The following is a 22,179-nucleotide window of genomic DNA, read 5'->3' as shown; positions in this document are numbered from 1 at the left end:
GCTGCGGCTCAGCGCGCCTTGAGGATCTTGATCGCGAAGACCAGCGTGTCGCCGGGCAGAATACCGGCGGCGGGTTGGCCCTCGGGGTAGCCGTCGTCGGGAATCATCGCCACCGCCACCGTCGACCCGACCTTCTGGCCGGCGATCGCCTTCTGGAAGCCCGGCACCACGCGGTCGAGGCCGAACTCCACCGGCTCGCCCCGCTCATAGCTGCTGTCGAACACCGATCCGTCGCGGCCGTTGACGCCCATGTAGCAGACCGTCACGTTCGCGCTTTCGGCGACGACGGGCCCGTCGCCGGCCTTGAGGGTCTGGACCTGGGTCTGCGTCACCTTGAACGGCGCTTCGACGGCGACCCGCGGTGCGGCGGTGTCGGTGGATCCGGTCACCGCAACGCTGCCGCTCGCTCCGGGCAGCGTCCAGTCGGCCGCGCCGCCGTCGGCCGGCGGGGCCGAGGGGCAGGCCGACGGTGTCTGGTTGGTCGGCGGCACGAACAGATCCGTGACCGAGGAGGTGCGTTCCGACGAGGTGTTGTTGTCGGAGCCGCCGCAGGCGGTCAGCGTCATGCCCAGGCAGAGGGCACCGGCAGCGAACGCGACGAAATAGGGTGCACGAAAGGAAGTCACCTGCGCCACGCTACAGCTCCTGGTATCGGGCGCCGATCGGGTTACCAGGTTCGCGGCAGACCTGGTGGACAGTGCCGCCGCCGAAGGCGCTCGGCAAAGCAGGTCGGCCAAACAGCAGCTCGACCACTGGGCGCGGGTCGGGCGAGCGGTCTCGGCGCACCAGACCGCGGCGCGACGTCGGATCGAGGCGGCCCTGGCCGGCCAACTGGACCCCGGTGCGTTGACCGGCGAAGAAGGCGTGGTGTTCAACGCGGAGATCTCCGCGGCGATCGAGGAGAGCTTGGCGCACACCAACTACGGCGACATCCTCGCCGAGCGCGGCGTCACGACCGTCGCCCTCGATGACGACGGTCGAATCGTCGAATACCGGCCCGACGGCACCTCAGTGGTCGTGGAGGCGTTCCACTGAGGCGCCTCGACCTCGTCGTCGGCCCGAACGGGGCGGGCAAGTCGACCTTCGTCGCCCTCACGTTGGCGCCGCTGCTGCCGGCCGCACTGTTCGTCAACGCCGACGAGATCGCCAAGAGTCGCTGGCCCGATGAGGTCGCCGCGCGCGCGTACGACGCCGCGCGGGTGGCCGCGCAGACCCGGTTGGCACTCATCGAACACGGACGTTCGTTCATCGCCGAGACGGTGTTCTCCCATGAGTCGAAGCTCGACTTGATCCGCACTGCCCATGCGGCGGTCCCAGCTTCGCCTCTCCTTCGTCGAGCCTCGCTGAACCGCCGGGCCCACGCCCACGACTACACGGTGGTCCTGCATGCGGTGCTCATCCCCGAGGCGTTGGCCGTGCAGCGGGTGCGGTATCGGGTGGCCGCCGGCGGGCATGCGGTTCCCGAGGAGAAGATCCGGGACCGCTACCACCGACTGTGGCCGTTGGTTGCCGAAGCGATCGGAAAGGCCGATATCGCAACGGTTTACGACAATTCGCACCCTACCGGTCCCCGGATTGTGGCGCAGTTCGCGGGCGGCGCCGAGATCGGGGAGCTGGCCTGGCCGGCCTGGACGCCCGAGGCGCTGGTCATGCGCTGGCCCCAGGGAGTCTAGGACACCTTCACGACGAGCTTGCCGACATTCTTGCCGTCGAACAGCATGTTGATGGCCGTCGGTAGCTGCTCGAAGCCCTCGACGACAGTCTCGAGCGGCGTGAGCTTGCCCGCGGAGATCAGCGCGGCGATCTCGCTGTTCGCCTCTGGCGCGCGAAGGAAGTGATCGAGCACGATGAAACCCTGCAGGGTGGCGCGCTGGATGAGCAGGTTCCCGAACGCCCGCGGCCCGGGCGGCGGGTTGGTGGCGTTGTAGCCGGAGATCAGCCCGCACAGCGCGATTCGGGCGCCGACATTGACGCGCGCAAAGACCGCATCCATGATGTCGCCGCCGACGTTCTCGAAGTCGACGTCGATGCCATTGGGTGTTGCGGCGGCCAGCTGGGCGGCCCAGTCGTCGGCGCGGTAGTCCACCGCCGCGTCGAAACCGAGCTGATCGGTCAACAGCGCGCACTTCTCCGGGCCGCCGGCGATCCCGACGACACGCGCGCCGCCGGCCTTGGCGAGCTGACCGGCGACCGAACCGACCGCACCGGCCGCGGCCGAGACGACGACGGTCTCGCCGGGCTTGGGCTTGCCGATGTCGCGGATCCCGATCCACGCGGTGAGGCCGGTCATTCCGAGCGCGCCCAGGTATGCGCTGGGGGAGACGCCTTCCGCGACGTCGACCGGGAACAACGGCATGGTGTCCGAGACGACGACGTACTCCTGCCAGCCGGTCAGGCCTTGCACGATCTGGCCGACCGGATAGTTCGGGTGGTTCGACGCGACCACTTCACCGAGTCCGGCAGCGCGCATCACCTCGCCGATGCCGACCGGCGGCAGGTACGACGGAGTGTCGTTGATCCACATGCGGTTCGTCGGGTCCAAGGAGATCCAGTTGACACGCACCAGCGCCTCGCCGTCGCCGATCGCCGGCACCGGTTGCTCGCTGAGTTCGAAGGTGTCCGGGCCGATGCGGCCGGTCGGGCGTTCGCGAAGCAGGAAACGGCGGTTTCGTTCGGCCATGGGCGCACGTTACCCGGATGCGGGGTGGAGGAGAAGGCGAACCGGGCATCGTGCCCGTGGCCACACCTGGCACACTGTCGATGTGGCACAGATAACCTTGCGCGGAAATCCAGTGACGACGACCGGAGAGCTGCCCGCAGTGGGGGATGCGGCGCCCGCATTCTCCCTGACCGGCACGGACCTCGGGGCGGTGGAGAGTGCTCAGTTCGGCGGCAAGCCGCTCTTGCTGAACATCTTCCCCTCCATCGACACCCCGGTGTGTGCAACGAGCGTGCGGACGTTCAACGAACGCGCTGCGGCCGGCGGTCTGACCGTGGTGTGCGTGTCCAACGATCTGCCGTTCGCGCAGAAGCGCTTCTGCGGGGCGGAGGGCATCGAGAACGTCACGACGGCCTCGGCCTTCCGATCCGGCTTCGGCGGCGACTACGGGGTGACCATCGCCGACGGGCCGATGGCCGGCCTGCTGGCACGTGCCGTCGTGGTCATCGATGCAGACGGCAAGGTCGCCTACACCGAACTGGTACCGGAGATCGCCAGCGAGCCCAACTACGACGCGGCCCTCGCAGCGCTGAGCTGAACGGCCCGCGCGGAGTTCAGCCGGTCACGGGCGTCGCGCTGCGCTCTCCGCCGTTGTGCTCCTGCCACAACTGGTAGACCGCGATGGCGGCGTTGCTGGGTTGGTAACGCATCGGTAGGCGCCGCTTATCCCAGGCCTTGCCGAATTCGTCGTAGAAGGTGTCGATCTCGAAGTATTTGCGGTTGTCGATGTAGTACGGCGCGTAGTCGTCACGCGAGGCCAAGAAGACGACTTCATCCGGCGAGGAGTAGTACAGCGAGCCCAGGCACATCGGGCACGGGTGGGCCAACAGGTAGGCCGTGGCGCCGAGGAGCTGCTCGGTGCCTAGTGCCCGGCACGCCTGGCGGATGGCGAGGATCTCCGCGTGTGCGGTCGGGTCGCGGGTCTGGGCGACTTGGTTGGCGCTCTCACCGACGATCTCGCCGTCCTTGACGATGACCGCGGCGAAGGGCCGACCGCCCTCGCTGACGTTCTGTCGGGCCAAGTCAATGGTCCGCTCGATGTAATCCATAGTTGTGCCTCCGGAAGATGTCGCTGCTGCAGGACCTGAACCGCTGCCGTCGTCGGTCACGGAACGATGGCGAGTTTCACATGGGGTCCGTCAGCCTGGGCGCGCCAGGCGTCGGCGGCGTCGTCGAGGCTGTAGCGCCGGGTCTCGACGCGAATCCTTCCTTGGGCCGCATGCCGGGTGAGTTCCTCATATCCGGTGCGCAGCACGTCCGGTGGCATGGCGTTGTTGAAATGACCGACATGGGTGCGGCCCATCAGGGACCGAAATGAAACGTCGGCCGTGGGACCGGCGCCTTGACCGATGGTGATCAGCGTCGCCCCGGAAGCGGTGGCGTCTAGCGCCGCCAAGAACGGGTCCCCGTAGACGGTGTCGATGACGACGTCGTAACCGTCGCCGGCTTCGGATTTCAGCGCCTCGGCGTCGTTGCCCTTGCCGAGCGTGACCGTGGCGTCGGCGCCCAGTTCACCCACCAGCTCCAACGCCTCCGGATTACGGCCGGCCCCGACGACACGGCCCGCGCCGAGCAACTTGGCGGCTTGCACCGCTATTCGCCCCACGATCCCGGTTGCGCCCAAAACCAGCACGGATTCACCGTTTTCCACGCTGGCGTGCCGGGTCAGCGGCAGCCATGCCGCCAGCCCGGCGATGCCCATGGCCACGGCAAGGTCGTCATCGACAGCGTCGGAGACCGGGAAGGTCAGGCCGGGTTCGATCCGGCAGCGTTGTGCCCAGGAACCGAAGGGGTCCGGCGGCGAATTGAAGTACACCCGCGCGCCATCCGCGGTGGAGCCGATGCCCTCCTGCCCGACAACCGAGGGAATTTCCGGCGTCCCCATCTTCCCCGACGCCCGAGCCAGATCAACCGGATTGCAACCCGCGAGTCGCACTTGGACGACCTTGCCGTCTGGCTCATCGAATTCGCCGACGGCCGGAACCCCTCCGACCTTCTGCAGGATCGCCGCTTTCATGTTCACTCCCTCCGTGTTGCGTTGAGCCGGCTGCGGTCGCGTTGGCGGCCTGGTCACCGCATACGCGGTGGCGCTACGCCGGTGATCGCCGTCGGGCTACGTCACCGTGTCGTGATGGAGCCGGATCCGGGTTTGCGGTAGGTGACCAGGCTGACATCGAGCATCTCGTCGGCGAAGTAGTGTTGGCAGCCCCGCAGGTACTTCAGGTAGCGCTCGTAGACCTCTTCGGATTGGATTGCGATAGCGGCGTCCTTGTGGGCTTCCAGGGCGTCGCCCCAGATCTGCAGGGTCTTGATGTAATGCGGCCGCAAGGAGATCGCTTCGGGGACCGTGAATCCGGCTTTCTCACCGTGTTGCACCATCATGTCGGTGGTGGGTAGTCGGCCGCCCGGGAAGATCTCGGTGACGATGAATTTGATGAACCGCGCGGTTTCGAAGGTGAGCTTCTTGCCGCGGGCATTCAGGTCATAGGGGTGGTAGCTGACACTGCTCTGAATCGTCATCCGGCCGTCATCGGGCAGGATATCGAAGCACCTGGCGAAGAACTTGCTATAGCGCTCATGCCCGAAGTGTTCGAACGCCTCGATGGACACGATGCGGTCGACCGGCAGACTGAACTCTTCCCAGCCGTGCAGCAGCACCCGGCGGCTGCGATCGGAGTCCACGGCGTCGAGCAGGCGCTGCGCGTAAGTGCGCTGGTTTTTCGACAGGGTCAGGCCGATGACGTTGACGTCGTATTTCTCGATGGCGCGGCGCATCGTGGCGCCCCAGCCGCAGCCGATGTCGAGCAGTGTCATGCCGGGCAGCAGGTTCAGCTTGTCGAGGTTCAGGTCGATCTTGGCGATCTGCGCCTCCTCCAGCGACATGCCCGGTTCCTCGAAGTAGGCACAGCTGTAGGTGCGGGTCGGGTCTTGGAACAAGCCGAAGAAGTCGTCGGACAGATCATAGTGGGCCTGGACATCTTCGAAATGCGGTCGCATTCGCGAGGTTTCGGCAGCTGCCTCGCTCACTGCGAGTCCCGCTTCTCCAGCGTGAACTGGTTGACGTCGATGTAGCCCTGACGGAATCCATTGGCGCAGCCGGTCAGGTAATGCATGTAGCGGTCGTAGACCTCCTGGGACTGGATCTCGATGGCCTGCGCGCGGTGGGCTTCCAAAGCGGCCGCCCAGCAGTCCAGGGTTCGGACGTAGTGCGGCTGCAGGGACTGGCGGCGGGTCAGGGTGAACCCCGCGGCGGCGGAGTGGTCTTGCACCATTTCGATGGTGGGCAGGCGGCCGCCCGGAAAGATCTCGGTGACAATGAATTTGATGAAGCGGGCGATCGCGAACGTCAGCGGCAGACCGCGCGCCGCCATCTCCGGAAACGTCAAGCCGGAGATCGTGTGCAGGAGCATGACACCGTCCGGCGGTAAGACGTTGTAGGCCATGGCGAAGAAGTCGGGGTAGCGGTCGTGACCGAAATGCTCGAACGCACCGATGGACACGATCCGGTCGACGGGCTCGTCAAAGCATTCCCAACCCTCCAGCAGCACCTGCCGGCTGCGCTCGGTGTCCATCGCGTCGAGGGCCGCCTGGGCATGGACGGCCTGGTTTTTGCTCAGCGTCAAGCCGATGACGTTGACGTCGTATTTCTCGATGGCGCGGCGCATCGTGGCGCCCCAGCCGCAACCGATGTCGAGCAGTGTCATTCCGGGCTGTAACCCGAGCTTGCCCAAGGACAGATCGATTTTGGCGAGCTGAGCCTGTTCCAGGGTCATGTCGTCGCGTTCGAAGTAGGCGCAGCTGTAGGTCTGGCTCGGATCCAGGAACAGCCGGAAGAACTCGTCGGACAGGTCGTAGTGCGCCTGCACGTCGTCGAAATGGGGCTGGAGATCCTTGGGCATATGTGCAGCGGCTTTCTAATAGGCACCGAAGGCCAGCGCCACGTTGTGGCCACCGAACCCGAACGAATTGCTGATCGCGTAGCGGTAGTTGCCCGGACGCGGGTCCCCGGCGACGACATCCAGGTCGATCTCCGGGTCGAGGGTCTGCAGATTCAAGGTCGGCGGCACGACCCCGTCCCGCAGCGCCAACACGGTCAGGATCGCCTCCACGGCACCGACCGCACCGACCGAATGGCCCAGCGCCGCCTTCGGCGCGTACACCGCCGGTTGATGGGTGCCCAACGCGTTACGGATGGCGTGGGCCTCAGCGACGTCGCCGATCTTGGTTCCGGTGGCGTGCGCATTGACGTGGTCGATGTCGCCGGGGGTCAGCCCGGCCAGCTCGATCGCTCGGGTCATCGCGTAACCGGCCCGCTCACCGTTGGGGTCGGGCGCCACGATGTGGTAGCCGTCGGAGGTGATGCCGGCACCCATCAGCCGCGCCAGGATGGGGGCGCCGCGCGCTTTGGCGTGCTCCTCGGTCTCGATGACCATCATCGCGCCCGCTTCACCGAAGACAAAGCCGTTGCGGTCCCTATCGAAGGGGCGACACGCACCTGCCGGGTCGTCGTTGCTGGTCGACAACACGATGCGCATCGCGGCGAAGCCGGCTATCGGCACCGCTTCGATCTTGTTCTCCACCCCGCCGCAGATCGCGATGTCGGCCTCGTCGTAGACGATGTCGCGCCATGCCTGCGCGATGGCTTCGGCGCCGGACGCGCACGCCGACACCGGCGTGATGACGCCGGCCTTGGCGCCGCGCTCCAGCCCGACGGCGGCCGCGGATGCGTTGGGCATGTACATCTGCACCCCAAGCGGTGAGACGCCCTTCATGCCGCGGGCCACCATGTCCTGATAGCCCCAGACCAGCTGCTCGGGAGAGCCCAGGCCAGTACCGATGGACACCATCAGCCGCCGGGTGTCGACCTCGGGTGATCCGGTGCTTTCCCAGACCCGCCGGCCGATCATCGTCGCCATACTGCCGAGGTAGGACAAGCGGCGCTGCTCGATGCGGGTCAGTCCGTGGTCGAAGTCTTCGAGCAGATGGCCACCGATGCGCACCGGCAGGTCATACTCCTCGACCCAGTCGTCGTCGAGCTTGCGGATTCCGCTCTGCCCGTCCAGCAGCTTCTTCCAGGTGTCGTCCACACTGGTGGCCAGCGCCGTCGTCATCGCGACTCCGGTGACGACCACGTCGGGAAAGCCGTGTCCCGTCGAGAACTTCGCCATCTCCTCGCCTCGTTTCCCGATTCGCTACTTGGTAAGGGTGAATTGGCCGACGTTGCTGATGCCCTTGCGGAACAGGCCCGCACAGCCGGTCAGATAGCGCATGTAGCGCTCGTAGACCTCCTCGGACTGGATGGCGATTGCGCGGTCACGGTTGGCCCGAAGGTTGGCCGCCCAGGTGTCCAAGGTGCGTACGTAGTGCTCGGGAAAGACCTCGACGTCCTCGATGGTGAATCCCGCGCCCTGGGAGTAGTCGTAAATGTCGTCACGGCCGGCCATCTGTCCGCCGGGGAAGATCTCCTTGCCCAAAAACCTGACGAACCTCAGGTCGTCCATGGTGATCGGGATGCCGTGTTCGCGCCAGTAGGTCTGCGGGTAGGTGAAGATGCTGTGCAACAACATGCGTCCGTCATCGGGCATCAGTTCGTAGGCCCGCTCGAAGAACGCGGCGTACCGCGACTTCTTGAAAGAGTCGAACGCCTCCACGCTGAAGATGCGATCGACCTTCTCGTCGAACTCCTCCCAGCCCTGCAGCCGCGCCTCGACGTGCCGCGTGGTGGGCAACTTCGCCAAGGTAGCGGCGCTATAGGCGCAGTGGTTGCGGCTCAACGTGATACCGATGACGTTGACATCGAACTGCGTGACCGCCCGCACCAGACCCGCGCCCCAGCCGCACCCGACATCGAGCACCGTCATTCCCGGCTCCAGGTTCAACTTGCGCAGCGCCAGATCGTATTTGGCATTCTGGGCTTCCTGCAGACTCATGTCGTCGCGCTCGAAATAGGCACAGGTATAGGCCATGCTCGGATCCAGGAACAGCGAGAAGAACTCATCCGAGATGTCATATGCCGCTTGTGATTCCTCGTAGTACGGCCTCAGCTGCGTCGTCATGTCGTGCCACCTTGTCTCTCGTCACGCGGCCGGTTTTTCCATGGTGAATTGGCAGACGTTGGTGTAGCCGTCCCGGAACAGCTCCCGGCAGCCGGTCAGGTATTTCAGGAAGGTCTCGTACATCTGCTCGCCCTTGAGCTCGATCGCCTGCTCTTTATGGGCTTCCAGGGCCTTGGCCCAGGTGTCCAAGGTGCGCACGTAGTTCGAGCCGATCATGTGGTGACGGGTGATCTCGAAGCCGCACCGGGTGGCGTGTTCGTCGACCACCGACACCATCGGCAGCCGGCCGCCGGGGTAGATCTCCTTGCGGATGAAACTGATGAAGCGCAGCAGCGACATCGTGCGCTTGAGCCCCATCTGCGCGGCTTCCTCTTCGGAAGGCACCACGATGGAATGCAGCAGCATCACCCCGTCGTCGGGCAGCACGTGATAACACATCTTGAAGAAGTCGTCGTAGCGTTCGTAGGTGCCCACGCCGTCGGCGAAGTGCTCGAAGGCCCCCAGGGACACGATGCGGTCGACCGGCTCGTCGAACTGTTCCCAGCCCTGCAACCGCACTTCTTTCGACCGCGGACTGTCCATTTCGGCGAACTTGCGTTCGCAATGGGCCACTTGGTTTTCGCTGAGCGTCAGGCCGATGACGTTCACGTCGTACTTCTCGACCGCGCGCCGCATCGTCGACCCCCAGCCCGAGCCGATGTCGAGCAGTGTCATTCCCGGCTTGAGGCCGAGCTTGCCCAGCGCCAGGTCCACTTTCGCCATCTGAGCCTCTTCGAGGGTCATGTCGTCGCGCTCGAAGTAGGCACAGCTGTAGGTCATCGTCGGGTCGAGCCACAGCCGGAAGAATTCGTTGGACCGGTCGTAGTGTGACTGGACATGTGCGATGTCGGGCTTGAGTTCGGTGTCAGTCATGAGGTTCTCCCGCTCCGTAGTTCGCCGCAACCTCGTCAGTCGGCGTCCGAATGTGGGGGCAACAGGGGCCCACTGGCGATAACCGCCGCACAGCGGTCAACGAGTTGCGCTCGGCGGGATAGCCGACCACCGAACGGCGCCGCGACGCCCGCGGGGGATGGGGGATGGTCCGTCCGGCGCGGGCCGAACCGGGCCCACGAGGGGCACCGGAGCCTCCCGCTGCTGAGTTGATCTCCCGAACGCACTCGCCGTCCCCCAAACGCGTCAACTGCCGCGCTGTTTTCCCCCGTGAATGCCTGCTCAAACGCTGCTTTTAGGGTTTTCTTTCCGGCGCCGGACCGGCCGTGGTGCGACGCGGACGACGCGCCCCCTGACCTGTGGTTTCACCGGAACCGCACCCGAGTATTTGACGGCAGCGTCAGACGTGAGCCTCGAAGGCGCGAAGCTTCTGCACCTCGGCGGCGGGGCCGGCCATGGTGAGGTCGGTTGGCGGCCTGCGTCCCGCGAGCCAGCGCACCAGGTTCGCCGAGCTGCCGCGGACGACCACCTCGGGAGCCGAGGCCGGACCGACCGATGAGCGAATGCTGTCGTCGTCGGTGCCGACGGTTACCCGGATATCGGCCGGCAGCTTCCTGAGTTGATGGCGCAGGAGTAGGGGAACGACCTCGATCAGGGTCGGCGGCGCCGCATGCGCGGCCTCGCCGGCGCCGACGAGGTCGTCATGATGGGTCCAGTACTCGAACAACGCCAGCGGCGCGACCCGCGGCCGGAGTAGTAGTCGCGGCACCGGCAGACGCAGCCGGTCGATCAGGGCCGAGAAACCGTGGCGACGCTCGAGGCGGATCGCGCTGTCCACCAACGCCGGCGGACCCGTGACGGAGACCCCACGCGCCACCAGGCAGCGGGCGATGAAGGTCGTCAGACCGCCGAGGCGTTCCTCGGCGACCAGGTGGCAGGCGAGGTCGAATGCGGTCCACTCACCGCAGCCGGCGTGAGCCGAGGCACCGGCTGCGAGTAACGACTCCGCGAGCGCCGCCCGTTCGGCCACGATGTCGCCGGAGATGGTCATGCCTGACAGTCTGTACCCGGCTGCTCGCGGTGTGGCCGAAAGTGCCGCGGTCGGGGCAGATCAGCCGTCGAACAGCGTGCGGGCGATCCGCTCGACGGTCTGCATGGGTCATCCGCGGCGCGTACGCTTTGCCGGTGCACGTCGACGTCATGACGCTTCCCCAGCATCTGGGGAAGGCCGGCGAATTGGCCCGCAACACCCAGGCTGCGGGTTTCTCGGGTCTGTTGTTCACCGAGGCCGGTCGGACCGCGTATCTCAACGCCGCCATTGCGTCTCAAGCCGCGCCCGATCTGGAGCTCTCGACCGGCGTCGCGGTTGCCTTTCCGCGCAGTCCGTTCGTCACCGCCGCTGCGGCGTGGGAATTGCAGGAGGCGACGGCGGGCAAGTTCCGACTTGGTCTCGGTACCCAGGTGCGTACCCATGTCGTGCGCCGCTACGGTGCGACCTTCGACCATCCTGGTCCGCGGCTGCGCGACTACGTACTTGCGGTGAAGGCATGCTTCGCGGCCTTCCGAACGGGTGCTTTGGATCATCACGGACCGTTCTATGACCTCGACTTCATCAGTGCGCAGTGGAGCCCGGGCGCGATCGACGCACCGGATCCCAAAGTCGATATCGCGGCGGTGAACCCATGGATGCTGCGCATGGCAGGTGAGGTGGCCGATGGTGTGCACGTCCATCCGCTTGGTGAGCCCGGGTATCTGGCACGTCACGTTGTGCCGAAGGTCGCCGAAGGTGCCGGTAGGGCGGGCCGCTCAGCATCCGACATCGCCATCATCGTGCCGGCGATGACGATCGTCGGGGACAGTGACGAAGAGCGCCATCAGGAACGGGAGCTGGTGCGCGCCAGCTTGAGCTTCTACGGAAGCACGCCGAACTATGCCTTCATCTGGGATGAGGCCGGATTCGAGGGCACAACTGCCCGTATCCGCGAGAAGCAGAAGGCCGGCGACTTCACAGGTATGGCAGCGCAGATCACCGACGAGCACCTGGCCGCGTTTACGACGGAGGCGACCTGGGATGAGTTGGGGGACAGGCTGATCGACAAGTACGGGAAAGTGGCGACGCGCCTGGTGTTGTACAACGCGTTGGGCGACCGCGAGCGCTTCGAGCGCTATGGCCAGATCGCGCGCGGGATTTCGGGCCGCTAGAGCTACGGCGTCGTCTCCCAGGGCTGCTCGTTGCGGCGCTGCCGGTCTCGCTCGCGTGCTCGATCCTGAACCCAGAAATCCTCGAAGCGCTCGCCGGGGTGCACGTTCGGTATCCGGTTCATCAGGGTGCTGAGCCAGCGCGGCGGGCGATCCGGCTCCCACTGGGGGACTACGGCGCTGAGCGCGGCGAGGGTCTTGAGCACAACGAAAATCCCGAACAAGGTGCTGGGCGCATCGGTGGCGGCGATCCCGGCGAATCCGAGCAGCAACGTCAGATGCACGACCATGACTCGGCCCAGTCCAATGTCGGCGGTGCGCTCGACGTCGCGGAAGGACCAGCGGCGCAGATCGACCAGATCGAGGAGGAAATTCAGCGTCAGGAACAACAGTACGTTCAGACATCCCCAGCCGGCGCTGCGCCAGTCGAGGTCGAGGAGCTCAAGCGCGGCTGCGCGGTTGTGCGTCAGCAGAGCCAGAATCGCCCCCAGGAAGATCCCGTGGGCAGCACAGAAGGCCAGGCTGACGAGGGCGAACCCGGCCAAGAAGGATTGATTCGCCGGGCCGCCGGATTGCGGTGCGCGGTAGCGGAAATGCCCAGATTTGGGCGTCCAGCGCCGGTGTACGGCGATGCGCGCCATTACGAACAGGCATACGGCGACGTTCTCGAACCAGTACACCACCAGGGTTGTGGCTCCGGACCAATGTTGGGTGAACCAGCCGAGCGCCGGGATTGCGATCACTGCGAGCGCAGCAAACAGCTGAAACCGTGAGATCGCCGTCGCGCTGCGAGAATCCGGCGCGGTCATGAGTGGATCCGGTCGGCCACGATTTATTCAAACACTCCGGCGGCGAGAACCGGCCATGGTCGTTTGTCGGCGTCAGCGTGTCGCGCCGTGCAGGTTCTTGGCGGTCGGAGAGGTCCGAACCGCGGACTGGTTCGGGTAGGTACGGAGTAGTCGATCGGCGGTTCCGGTGCTGGTGACGGTGAACCAGTAGTTCTCGTTTTTGAAGTGGTGCCGCCGGTGATTACGCCAAATTGAGCGGTAAGCCCGGGATTTGGGCCTGTAATCGGTGTGGATGAGGTAATGCGTCCACTCATAGACCAGCCCGAGGGCCGTCAAGCAGACCACGGACGTCAGCCCGAGACCGAGTCGACTGAAGGCGAGCAACGGTACAGCGACGGCGGCCGGGATCAACCACACCAACGTCTGTTGCGGTATGAAGATGAGCTCGATTCGTCGTGGTTCACGGTGATGCTCGCGATGTTTGCGGGCCAGCAACGGATCCACGGTGAAGCGGCCGAGCGTGCGCGGGCGCCAGTGCAGGATGGCGACGTGGATGATCCATTCGAAAACCGGAAAGGTGGCGAGCATGAACACTGGCAGCGCGACGTCGGTGAGCTGCCAGTCGCCGACGGTGGTCCGGGCGGTCAGCGCCCCGGTGAGCGTGAGCGCCAAACACCAGGGGGAGGGGTGGCGCCAAAACTCCCTTCCGGCCGCGAACAGGGTGACGCCGCTACGTGTCTGCGGGGTCATCGCTGGTGGTCCAAGCCGGACAGAGCGCTGAGCAAGCTACGGGTGGCCGGCTCGAGGAGGTCGATCGCGGCGCATTTGGCGCCTGCCGGGTCGCCGGCGACGATCGCTTGGGCCACCCGCTGGTACGGCTCTGGGTCACTGACCTCGGAGGCCATGACGGTGGCAAGGGCTTCGAGGGCGGGTTCGTAGGTTGCGCGCAGCGTGTTGAACATCAACCGAAAGACGATCGAGTCGGCGGCGTCGACAACGTGGTCCCAGAACGTCAGCGCCGCGCGCTGACGCGCCACCGGATCTTCTTCGGCGGCCAGCGCCGTCACAGCGCCGTCGAGCACCGCGGCCGACTGCGGGCCGCTGCGTTCGGCCGCCAGTTCGGCGACCTTGGGTCCGTTGTGTAGCCGGGCCTCCATAATGCTGCGCACCACCGCCAGGTCCGGTGCGTCGCCGCGCAGCACCAAGCGCGGCAGCAGATCCAGGCCTGCGTGGCGGCGATAGTCGCGCACGGTGGTGGCGTCGCCATGCCGGATTTCGACGAGTCCGGCCGCGTTGAGACGGCTGAGCGCCTCGCGCACCGCCGGACGGGACACGCCCAGCACTTCTGCGAGTCTGCGCTCGTTAGGCAGTACCTCGCCGGGTGCCATTTCACCGCTGAGTACATCGGACATGATCTGCTCGAATACGTGTTCGGGCACCGATCGTCGCGTCACCTGCCGCAGGGCCATACCGCCACGATGCCGGATTACTGGACAGAGGTCAAGTGGTCAGACCAGTGCCACAAGGCTGTGCGACATAGATTTCACGACGGTTGCGGTTGGGCAAAGGTCCGGCAGGCGAGCCGTGGCGCGAGGGCCGGCATCGCCCGTCTGGTTTTAATGTTGGTTGCTATGTCCGGACTCGACGGGTGCGTGAAGCGCTGGCGCACAGCGCTTCACGTCGCCTTGTCGGCGCTGATGGTGGTCGTTCTGGGACTCGCGACCACCGCCGTGGCTCAGGCGGCGGCGGCCACTGCGACGTTGTCGGTGACGTCGACCTGGCAGACCGGCTTCATCGCCCGCTTCACCGTCACCAATCGCAGCACGGTTCCGCTGACGGATTGGAAGCTTGAATTCGACATGCCGATGGGGCAGTCTGTCTCGCACGCGTGGAGTAGCACCGTTACGCGGTCCGGCACGCACTATGTTCTGACCCCGGTGAATTGGAACCGCATTATTGCTCCCGGTGATTCGGTCAGAGGTGGTTTCCGAGGCGTGCTGAGCGGGCCGTATTCGCCGCCGGTGAATTGCATGCTCAACCGGCAATATCTGTGCAGCTAGAGACGGTTGCGCGGACTCGGCACTGCTTACGTCACGGCTACGGACCTAGGGGAGTGCCTGCACCGCGACGCCGGTAGCGGTTCCCGTCATCGGTTACAGCCCGGCCCTGGCCGGGGTTTCTTTGTTGACTGAGTTCGAGCGCCAGATCGGGCGGTCAGAAATTTCCACCATGTGGTGATTGCCCGCCTTTGCGCGACAATTGCTGCGATGAGCCGGAATTGACGGGAGTTGTCGCGGAAAGGCGGGCAAACGCGGTGCCGTCCGGCCGGCGGGACCGTGCATCCAAGCCCGGCGGTGGTGGTGTCGGTCGACCTTCTCAACAACGGGCCCGGTGGCCTGGAGGCCGTCGGTTTCACGCGACGCTGCTGAAAATCGCCGCAACCAGCCCGCCCAGGGTCAGGATCCCAACCATCACCGAGGCGCAGATCGCGCGGCGTCGTCGGCGTCTGCGGGCGCTATCGATCGCCACCGCGATGCTGGCGAGGACCAACGCTGCATAGATCGACAGTCCCACTGTCAGCATCATCGGTTCCCCGGTGCTGGCCAGCGTCACCTTGTGCATGCGGCGAGCCTACGGGGGAGCTGATCATTCCTACTCTGCCGCTCTCGGCGACGCGACGAACGTGGTCAAATCGCGAACCAGGTCGTCTACGTCGCCGGCGCCACGATCACCTACCGCGGACTCGCCGAAAAGGCCGGTACGTTCAACGTCACCCGCGGCATCCCAAACCACGGCCACCGAGGAGTAGGGGCGCAAACACCGCAGCGCGAAACTTTAGAGCTGGGAATACGGCCTCATACCGCCTGGGCCGGGGAGAATTGCCGCATGTCAACCGCGCTCTGGATCATCGTTGCCATGCTCGCTGTCGGGACAATCGCCAGCGGGCTGATGCGACTGCAGGCGTGGTTGCGTAGGCCGGTACCGCCTGAGGTGATCGAGGCCGCGCGTCGCGATGACGCCGAGGACGAGTACCCGCGATGAAGTATCGATGCCGCGCGACGGAAGGCCCGCGCGGCGATCCGCGCCGAAGTGGAAAGTCTTGCTGAGGACGCGACGCGTCGCGTTGATGCAGCGCTGCGGATCGTGCTCGATCTCCGAGCGCTGCGCTGTCACATCGGATGGAAACCGTTGGGGCGAGGTGCAATACGGCAAGCTTTGCTGGTAACCCGCCGTATTCGATTCCGCCGTATTCCTTGCCCGGGCCGTCCGGCGGATCGCCACCGACGCCTCGATTCAGAATCTGGGAGCGCCCCACCCAGGGCAGAAGAGCAAGGGGTTGGCGGCCCCGAATGTTGCCTGGCGTTTCATGTGCTTTGAAAGCACGGGATGATCCGCAGTGCTCCGTGTCTACATTTCGTCTGGCTCCATGGCAGCAAAAACCACAACTGTCCGAGTCCGCCGTCCCGATTCCGAGCGGCTGCAATCTCTAGCCAAGGCTCGTCAAATCGCCGTGGTCGATGTCGTGCACGCAGCGATCGACGCCTTGGAGCGTCAGGAATTCCTGCGGGGGCTTAACGGGGATTACCAGCGCCTGCGCAACGAGCCCGAACTGTGGGAGCGATACCTGGCCGAACGTCGCGAGTGGGACACGCTGGCTTGATCTGGCGAGGGGAGGTCTACAACGTCGAGCTCGGCCAGCCGATCGGACACGAGCCGGCCTTTCGCCGGCCGGCGGTGGTGGCGTCGGTGGACATTCTCAACAACGGACCGGGTGGTCTGGTGGTCGTCGTCCCGATCACGACTGCTGATTACGGCCTGCGAAGCCATGTCGAGTTGGAGCCTCAGGCCAGCGGGCTGGACCACATCTCGTACGCGCGCTGCGACCAACTGCGAGTCGTCTCGGTCGAACGGCTGGCAGCTCGTCAGGGAATGATCAGCCCAGATCAGATGCAGGCCATTGACCAAGCTCGACGTTTTGTCCTCGATCTGTGATCCGAGGCTATCGGCATTGCATCGTCGGACGAAAGCTATTGGGGTGCAGCACAACACCGTCCGATTCGGTGGGGGCTTTACAAGACGAACGTGGGCGTACTCTAGTTGACATAATGTCGATTATCGGCGTCGGGTTGGAACTGGACGCCGGCGGTCGCGGAACCGGTAAGCCTGATAACTCGAAACGCCGACCAGCAAGCGCCTCGGTCTTCAATCACCACCCTCGCAGCGCTCGCCAGCCCGGTCACGTATCCGGCGTTGGCCCGCCCGGTCGGATGCGCCTGCCGCCGCTCGCGTCCATGACCGAACGCCGGTGACCACACTCCTGCCCCCTGGTGAGCCGCGTCAATACGTCACAGTGACGAATTGTGCAGCATGGGCACAACCGCTTGGCATCACGCGCGGCGGATTTACGTAGTGGACCGTCCGATGAGGTCGCGTGCGCGGTCGAGCATCGATGCGAACGGGCCCACGGCGAAGTTGAGCTTCGCCGATTCCACACCGGGGTGCGGGTGGGTCGGCGCGATCGCCTCGGCGGCGCGTACCGCGGTGGCGAGCCGCTTGCGCTCGTCGGCGTCGAGCTTGCGTTGCAGCTTCGGGAATTCCTCCTGTTCCTCGTGCTCGGCGTGAGCCAGCACTGCGTCGCGCAGTCTGCCGAGTTCGTCGATGAACTGCTCTGAGGTGATGTCGAGGTCCTCCAGCGACGACAGCAGCTCCTTCGCGGAGTGCTCCTCACCCAATCTGGCGTCGACGATCGCATCGCCGGCAGCCACCTCCCGGCGCACCCGTGGGTGCACGACCATCTCCTCGGCCGTCTCGTGCACAGCCAACAACTGACGCAGCTGTGCGAAGGGCTTCTCCCGCGCGTGGGGATCGGTTGCGTGCAGCACTTGATCGAACATGTCCTCGATGAGGTTGTGCTGTGCTTTTAACAATGCGACGACCTCGTCGGGCGTCTCGATGATCATGTCGGACATGTGGATGGACCTCCCCTGGCCGGTTGCTACGGCGCTATCTGGCGTGTGCCGCGCGGCTCCGCATACCCATGCGACCACGCCATCGAAACGCGACCGGCCGGGCTCGACCGGACTCGGGAACGGGCGGTCTACCGTGGCGGCGGCGGTGGCGCTACCGGCTGGCACGCATTGGCGGCTGGGTTCCACCAGTTGCCCGGACCGCAATTCGGCGGGGCCGTGGGCTGGCACGCATTGGCTCCCGGGTTCCACCATTTGCCCGGGCCGCAATCAGGTGGCTGAGCCGAGCCGACGCCAGGCGCCACTGCTGTCACATACGCCACCGGCGCCAGTGCCACCGCCGCGGCGCACGCCACGCGAAGAATGAAGTTGCCCATCGAGACCTCCGTCGATAGTGTCCAGCCCCCATCTGGGATCTATTACCACTACCCGCTCCGACGGCGCCGCAATCACGAATCGGCGGGCTCCCCGGCAACATTACGTCACAGTGACGTAATAGGGGTACTCTGCGGGGCGTTGTCGAACGCGAATCATGCTTTCCCGCAGCGCTATTCGACCCTGGATCGCGCTACGCCGCAATCGTCGACCCCGTCACATACCTGACCCGCGAGCGGCCTCGATCGCCCGATAGATCCGCTTCTCGCTCACCGGGCGCGGAGTGCCGAGCTGCTGCGCCCACAGGCTGACCCGCAGTTCCTCGATCTGCCAACCGATGTCGCGAACGTCGGGCGCGGCACGGCGGGTCGCGGAGAGCTCCGCAAGCAGCTCGTCGTAGGCGTCCTGCACGGCGTGCACCTGGGCCATCCGCTGCCGGTCGGCGGTGATGCCGTGCGGCAGCTGCTCCAGACGCCGACGGATCGCGGCCAGATACCGGGTGAGGTCGGCCAAGCGTGCCCGCCCGGCGGTGGCGACGAAACCGGGTGCCAACAGCCGTGCCAGCTGGTCGCGTACATCGGCGACCGCGTCCAGTTGGGCAGCCGGCGGCTGGGCGGGCAACAGCAGGTCCACGTCGCGGGCGGCGGCGAGCAGCTTCTCCACCCGGCCCAGAACGTCCAGCGTCGTCGGCACCAGCGCTTTGCCGGCCGCGGCGCGCAACGCGGCGAACGCGTCACGCGTCCACACCGGCTCGCCGATCAGCGCATCAGCCGCGGCGTCGGCGCAGTCATCGAGAAGTGCCGTCAGCGACCCGTCCGGATTGGCCCCTAACGCCAACCGGGCACGCGGATCCAGCTGCCGCTCAACCATTTTGACCGGTGAGGCCGTGCTGCAGCGTAGCAGCCTCCGGATACCTCCGGGCATCGCCGCGGCCGCTTCGGCCGCGGTGGTGAACACCCGCAGGTCGACGGCGGCGCCGGTATCGACGAACGCCGGGTGTCCACGGACCACCCGCCCGCCGACGACATGCTCGATCACCCGCGGCACCTCGTCGAGGTCCGTGGGCCAGTCGCGCAGCCCGGTTTGTTCCAGATCGCCGGCTACCGCACCGGCCACTGCGTCGCGCGCTGATGCGGCGAACCGCTCCTGCAAGCCGCGCAGATCCTCACCGCGGGCCAACTCCGAGCCGTCAGGGGCTTCGACGGCGAACGTCACCCGCAGATGCGCCGGCAGCTTGCTGACGTCGAACGCCTCGAGCGGCACCAGGACCCCGGTGCGCCGCCGCAACTCGCGTTGCAGCGCCGCCACCAGCGATCCGCCATCCGGGTCAAGCGCGGGTAGCACGGCGCGGGCGGTGTCCGGGGCGGGCACGAAGTTGCGGCGCAGCTCTTTGGGCAGCGAGCGGATCAGCGCGGTCACCAACTCTTCGCGCAGCGCCGGCACCTGCCAGGTGAAGGCGTCACCGCCGAGGCGGGCCAGCACATCGACGGGCACGTGCACGGTGACGCCGTCATCGGCGGCGTCGGGCTCGAACCGGTAACTCAGGGGCAGCGCCGCATCCCCGGTCTGCCAGGTGTCGGGCCGGCCGGCGGTGACATTGTCATCGGCGCGCAGCAGATCGGCGCGGGTGAAGGTCAACAGGTCCGGCGTCTTGTGCCGTTGCTTGCGCCACCACCCGTCGAAGTGCCGTGCGGAGGCGACATCGGCTGGTACCCGGGCGTCATACCAGGCGTAGACATCGTCGTCATCGACGATCAGGTCGCGCCGGCGGGCCCGGTCCTGCAGCTCCTCGAGCTCGGCCCGCAACCGTGCATTTGCGGCCAGGAAATCATGGCGGCTCTGCCAGTCGCCTTCGACCAGCGCGTGCCGGATGAACAGCTCCCGGGCGACGGCCGGCTCGATCCGGGCGTAGCCGACCCGGCGGCGCGCCACCAGCGGCAGACCGTAGAGTGTGACCCGCTCGAAGGCCAGCACTTCGCCGCGCTGGGCGTCCCAGTGCGGTTCGCTGTAGCTGCGCTGCACCACCTCGCCCGCCACCCGCTCGACGACCTCGGGCTGGATACGGGCCGCGGTGCGCCCGTATAACCGGCTGGTCTCGACCAGCTCGGCCACCACCACCCACCGCGGTGGCCGTTTGGCCAGCACCGATCCGGGCGCCAGCACGAAGCGGGAGTTGCGCGCACCGAGATAGTCGCGCCCGTCCACGTGGCGCATACCCACGTGCGACAGCAGACCGGCCAGCAGGGCCGCATGCACGCGGGCGCGGCCAGCCGGCTCTTCGACGTCGACACCGGCCTCACGCAACCCCATTTCCCGGGTGATGCTGCGCAGCTGCCCTACCAGATCCTGCCACTCCCGGATCCGCAGATAGTGCAGGAACTCGTCGCGGCACATCCGCCGGAACGCACCGCGGCTCAACATTTTTCGCTGCTCAGTGAGATACCGCCACAGGTTGAGGTAGGACATGAAGTCCGACTCGTCATCGGCGAACCGGGCATGCTTGGCCCGGGCGGCCTCCTCCCGATCGGTGGGCCGCTCCCGCGGGTCGGGAATCGTCAGCGCGGCCGCCAGCACCAGCAGCTCACGCAGACAGCCCTCCTCGTCCGCGGCCAGGACCATCCGGCCCAGCCGCGGGTCGACCGGCAACCGCGCCAGCCGGCGACCCAGATCGGTGATCTGCCCCTGCGCGTCGAATGCACCGAGTTCGACCAGCAGCGCCACACCGTCGCGGATGCTGCGCGCATCCGGCGGGTCCAGAAACGGGAAGTCGGCCACCGCGCCAAGCCGTAACGCCGCCATCTGCAGCAGCACCGCGGCGAGATTGGTGCGCAGCACCTCGGGATCGGTGTAGGCCGGTCGGGCCTCGAAATCGGCTTGCGAGTACAGCCGGATGCACACGCCGGGAGCGGTGCGCCCGCAGCGGCCGGCACGCTGGGCGGCCGAGGCCTGCGAGATCGGCTCGATCGGCAGCCGCTGCACCTTCAGTCGCCTGCTGTAGCGCGAGATGCGGGCGTTGCCGGGGTCGATGACATAGCGGATGCCCGGCACCGTCAGCGACGTCTCGGCCACGTTGGTCGCCAGCACCACCCGACGGGTGATGTTGGATGCGGTGCGCCGCGCGAACACCTTCTGTTGTTCAGCGGTCGGCAGCCGGGCATACAGCGGCAACACCTCGGTGTTTCGTCGGCCGGCCAATGCCTCGGCGGTATCCCGGATCTCCCGTTCGCCGGACAAAAACACCAGAATGTCGCCGGGCGGCTCGGCTTCCAGCTCGCCGATCGCGTCGACGATCGCCTCGATCTCGTCACGCATCTCGGTGCGCACGATCTCCTGGTCGGGATCGTCGGGATCATCGGTAACGCCGGCCGTGACCGCGACTTCCAGTGGGCGGTAACGGATTTCCACCGGGTAGGTCCGCCCGGACACCTCGATGATCGGAGCCCCCCCGAAGTGCGCCGCGAACCGCTGTGGCTCGATGGTCGCCGAAGTGACGATCACCTTCAGATCGTGCCGCCGGGGCAGCAGCTCCCGCAGGTAGCCGAGCAGGAAGTCGATGTTGAGGCTGCGCTCGTGGGCCTCGTCGAGAATCAGCGTGTCGTAGCGCAGCAGCCGCCGGTCACGGCCGATCTCGGCCAGCAGAATGCCGTCGGTCATCAGCTTGACGCAGGTGCGGTCGCTGACCTGGTCGGTGAACCGCACGCTGTAACCGATCGCGTCGCCGATCGGAACGGACAATTCATCGGCGATGCGCTGGGCGACGGTGCGCGCGGCGAGCCGGCGCGGCTGGGTGTGCCCGATGGTGCCGCGGATGCCGCGGCCGAGCTCCAGGCAGATCTTGGGCAGCTGCGTCGTCTTGCCCGATCCGGTCGCCCCGGCCACCACCACCACCTGATGCTCCCGGATCGCCTCGGCGAGCTCGTCGCGCCGTTCGCTGACCGGCAGGTCGGGATAGCTGATTGCCGGCACGGCAGCTCGTCGCGCCGCCACGATTGATTCGGCGGCGGTGATCTGGTCTGCCAGCTGCTGCAGCTTGTCCGGCGTGGCGCTGCGGAGCTGTTTCAGGCGCCTGCCGAAGTGCACGGCGTCGCGGATCGTCAGGCCGTCGAGCCGGCTGCGCAGTTCAGCGACGGAGGGCTCGGGCACTC

General features: G+C 66.4%; 24 protein-coding genes. 8 read left to right on the top strand and 16 right to left on the bottom strand.

Annotated elements, in window-relative coordinates:
- Window positions 1-8: 8 nt before the first annotated feature.
- Window positions 9-566, bottom strand: coding sequence for an FKBP-type peptidyl-prolyl cis-trans isomerase (locus tag AC5Y4Q_RS15590; protein ID WP_064920713.1), 558 nt, complete (start codon window positions 564-566; stop codon window positions 9-11).
- Between the two features lie 79 nt (window positions 567-645).
- Here AC5Y4Q_RS15590 and AC5Y4Q_RS15585 point away from each other — a divergent pair, with 79 nt between their 5' ends.
- Window positions 646-1,035, top strand: coding sequence for a TA system antitoxin ParD family protein (locus AC5Y4Q_RS15585; protein WP_064920619.1), 390 nt, complete (start codon window positions 646-648; stop codon window positions 1,033-1,035).
- Window positions 1,032-1,673 carry an ATPase gene (locus AC5Y4Q_RS15580; protein ID WP_064920620.1) on the top strand — a complete coding sequence of 214 codons (642 nt, stop codon included), beginning with the start codon at window positions 1,032-1,034 and terminating at the stop codon, window positions 1,671-1,673. The genes AC5Y4Q_RS15585 and AC5Y4Q_RS15580 overlap by 4 nt, the downstream gene beginning before the upstream one ends.
- On the opposite strand, the gene AC5Y4Q_RS15575 is transcribed toward AC5Y4Q_RS15580, so the two are convergent.
- Window positions 1,670-2,680: an NADP-dependent oxidoreductase gene (locus AC5Y4Q_RS15575; RefSeq protein WP_064920621.1), complete on the bottom strand. Its 1,011-nt coding sequence runs from the start codon at window positions 2,678-2,680 to the stop codon at window positions 1,670-1,672. The genes AC5Y4Q_RS15580 and AC5Y4Q_RS15575 overlap by 4 nt on opposite strands.
- A gap of 82 nt (window positions 2,681-2,762) precedes the next feature.
- On the opposite strand from AC5Y4Q_RS15575, the gene tpx reads away from it, so the two are divergent.
- Window positions 2,763-3,257, top strand: coding sequence for a thiol peroxidase (tpx, locus tag AC5Y4Q_RS15570; RefSeq protein WP_064920622.1), 495 nt, complete (start codon window positions 2,763-2,765; stop codon window positions 3,255-3,257).
- Between the two features lie 16 nt (window positions 3,258-3,273).
- On the opposite strand, the gene AC5Y4Q_RS15565 is transcribed toward tpx, so the two are convergent.
- From AC5Y4Q_RS15565 to AC5Y4Q_RS15530, 8 genes are all read right to left on the bottom strand, one after another.
- Complete coding sequence (locus AC5Y4Q_RS15565) at window positions 3,274-3,768, bottom strand: nucleoside deaminase (RefSeq protein WP_064920623.1); 495 nt, start codon at window positions 3,766-3,768, stop codon at window positions 3,274-3,276.
- Window positions 3,769-3,824: 56 nt separating this feature from the next.
- The gene (locus tag AC5Y4Q_RS15560) at window positions 3,825-4,736 is read right to left on the bottom strand and encodes a quinone oxidoreductase family protein (RefSeq protein ID WP_064920624.1); all 912 of its coding nucleotides are present in this window, start codon (window positions 4,734-4,736) and stop codon (window positions 3,825-3,827) included.
- A 101-nt stretch (window positions 4,737-4,837) separates the two neighbouring features.
- Window positions 4,838-5,716: a cyclopropane mycolic acid synthase family methyltransferase gene (locus tag AC5Y4Q_RS15555; protein ID WP_064920714.1), complete on the bottom strand. Its 879-nt coding sequence runs from the start codon at window positions 5,714-5,716 to the stop codon at window positions 4,838-4,840.
- A 26-nt stretch (window positions 5,717-5,742) separates the two neighbouring features.
- Window positions 5,743-6,618, bottom strand: coding sequence for a cyclopropane mycolic acid synthase family methyltransferase (locus AC5Y4Q_RS15550; protein ID WP_064920625.1), 876 nt, complete (start codon window positions 6,616-6,618; stop codon window positions 5,743-5,745).
- Window positions 6,619-6,633: 15 nt separating this feature from the next.
- Window positions 6,634-7,887 (bottom strand): 3-oxoacyl-ACP synthase KasB, encoded by a 1,254-nt coding sequence (gene kasB / locus AC5Y4Q_RS15545; RefSeq protein WP_064920626.1) that lies wholly within the window; start codon window positions 7,885-7,887, stop codon window positions 6,634-6,636.
- Window positions 7,888-7,911: 24 nt separating this feature from the next.
- Window positions 7,912-8,775, bottom strand: a complete 864-nt coding sequence (locus tag AC5Y4Q_RS15540; RefSeq protein WP_064920627.1) for a cyclopropane mycolic acid synthase family methyltransferase — start codon at window positions 8,773-8,775, stop codon at window positions 7,912-7,914.
- Window positions 8,776-8,796: 21 nt separating this feature from the next.
- Window positions 8,797-9,687, bottom strand: coding sequence for a cyclopropane mycolic acid synthase family methyltransferase (locus AC5Y4Q_RS15535; protein WP_064920628.1), 891 nt, complete (start codon window positions 9,685-9,687; stop codon window positions 8,797-8,799).
- Window positions 9,688-10,105: 418 nt separating this feature from the next.
- The gene (locus AC5Y4Q_RS15530; RefSeq protein ID WP_064920629.1) at window positions 10,106-10,756 is read right to left on the bottom strand and encodes a maleylpyruvate isomerase family mycothiol-dependent enzyme; all 651 of its coding nucleotides are present in this window, start codon (window positions 10,754-10,756) and stop codon (window positions 10,106-10,108) included.
- A 134-nt stretch (window positions 10,757-10,890) separates the two neighbouring features.
- Here AC5Y4Q_RS15530 and AC5Y4Q_RS15525 point away from each other — a divergent pair, with 134 nt between their 5' ends.
- A complete protein-coding gene (locus AC5Y4Q_RS15525) occupies window positions 10,891-11,907 on the top strand; it encodes a TIGR03617 family F420-dependent LLM class oxidoreductase (RefSeq protein ID WP_064920715.1) in 1,017 nt (338 codons plus the stop codon).
- Window positions 11,908-11,909: 2 nt separating this feature from the next.
- Here AC5Y4Q_RS15525 and AC5Y4Q_RS15520 read toward each other — a convergent pair whose 3' ends face one another.
- The 3 genes from AC5Y4Q_RS15520 to AC5Y4Q_RS15510 all read right to left on the bottom strand — a co-directional run bounded on the left by AC5Y4Q_RS15520 (window position 11,910) and on the right by AC5Y4Q_RS15510 (window position 14,161).
- Window positions 11,910-12,713: a DUF6498-containing protein gene (locus AC5Y4Q_RS15520; protein ID WP_082952502.1), complete on the bottom strand. Its 804-nt coding sequence runs from the start codon at window positions 12,711-12,713 to the stop codon at window positions 11,910-11,912.
- Between the two features lie 72 nt (window positions 12,714-12,785).
- Entirely contained in the window at window positions 12,786-13,442 is a 657-nt protein-coding gene (locus AC5Y4Q_RS15515; RefSeq protein WP_064920630.1) for a sterol desaturase family protein, read from the bottom strand.
- On the bottom strand, window positions 13,439-14,161 hold the full coding sequence (locus AC5Y4Q_RS15510; RefSeq protein WP_064920631.1) for a FadR/GntR family transcriptional regulator: 723 nt from the start codon (window positions 14,159-14,161) through the stop codon (window positions 13,439-13,441). The genes AC5Y4Q_RS15515 and AC5Y4Q_RS15510 overlap by 4 nt, the downstream gene beginning before the upstream one ends.
- A gap of 162 nt (window positions 14,162-14,323) precedes the next feature.
- On the opposite strand from AC5Y4Q_RS15510, the gene AC5Y4Q_RS15505 reads away from it, so the two are divergent.
- On the top strand, window positions 14,324-14,752 hold the full coding sequence (locus AC5Y4Q_RS15505) for a cellulose-binding domain-containing protein (RefSeq protein WP_064920632.1): 429 nt from the start codon (window positions 14,324-14,326) through the stop codon (window positions 14,750-14,752).
- Between the two features lie 352 nt (window positions 14,753-15,104).
- Here the strand turns inward: AC5Y4Q_RS15505 and AC5Y4Q_RS15500 are convergent, their stop codons facing one another.
- Window positions 15,105-15,314 carry a hypothetical protein gene (locus AC5Y4Q_RS15500; protein ID WP_064920633.1) on the bottom strand — a complete coding sequence of 70 codons (210 nt, stop codon included), beginning with the start codon at window positions 15,312-15,314 and terminating at the stop codon, window positions 15,105-15,107.
- A gap of 264 nt (window positions 15,315-15,578) precedes the next feature.
- Between AC5Y4Q_RS15500 and AC5Y4Q_RS15495 the strand changes: the two genes are divergently transcribed.
- The 3 genes from AC5Y4Q_RS15495 to AC5Y4Q_RS15485 all read left to right on the top strand — a co-directional run bounded on the left by AC5Y4Q_RS15495 (window position 15,579) and on the right by AC5Y4Q_RS15485 (window position 16,685).
- On the top strand, window positions 15,579-15,734 hold the full coding sequence (locus AC5Y4Q_RS15495; protein ID WP_165605188.1) for a hypothetical protein: 156 nt from the start codon (window positions 15,579-15,581) through the stop codon (window positions 15,732-15,734).
- A gap of 385 nt (window positions 15,735-16,119) precedes the next feature.
- The gene (locus AC5Y4Q_RS15490) at window positions 16,120-16,353 is read left to right on the top strand and encodes a hypothetical protein (protein ID WP_064920717.1); all 234 of its coding nucleotides are present in this window, start codon (window positions 16,120-16,122) and stop codon (window positions 16,351-16,353) included.
- Window positions 16,350-16,685 (top strand): type II toxin-antitoxin system PemK/MazF family toxin, encoded by a 336-nt coding sequence (locus tag AC5Y4Q_RS15485; protein ID WP_064920634.1) that lies wholly within the window; start codon window positions 16,350-16,352, stop codon window positions 16,683-16,685. The genes AC5Y4Q_RS15490 and AC5Y4Q_RS15485 overlap by 4 nt, the downstream gene beginning before the upstream one ends.
- Before the next feature lie 410 nt (window positions 16,686-17,095).
- Here the strand turns inward: AC5Y4Q_RS15485 and AC5Y4Q_RS15480 are convergent, their stop codons facing one another.
- Both AC5Y4Q_RS15480 and hrpA read right to left on the bottom strand, forming a co-directional pair.
- Entirely contained in the window at window positions 17,096-17,662 is a 567-nt protein-coding gene (locus tag AC5Y4Q_RS15480) for a hemerythrin domain-containing protein (protein WP_499959545.1), read from the bottom strand.
- Window positions 17,663-18,250: 588 nt separating this feature from the next.
- Window positions 18,251-22,177, bottom strand: coding sequence for an ATP-dependent RNA helicase HrpA (hrpA, locus tag AC5Y4Q_RS15475; RefSeq protein WP_064920636.1), 3,927 nt, complete (start codon window positions 22,175-22,177; stop codon window positions 18,251-18,253).
- Window positions 22,178-22,179 lie beyond the last annotated feature (2 nt).

It is taken from the genome of Mycobacterium sp. NGS16 (assembly GCF_059813225.1).
The sequence above is the reverse complement of the archived record's forward strand: the minus strand, read 5'-3'. Positions and strand labels throughout refer to the sequence as shown.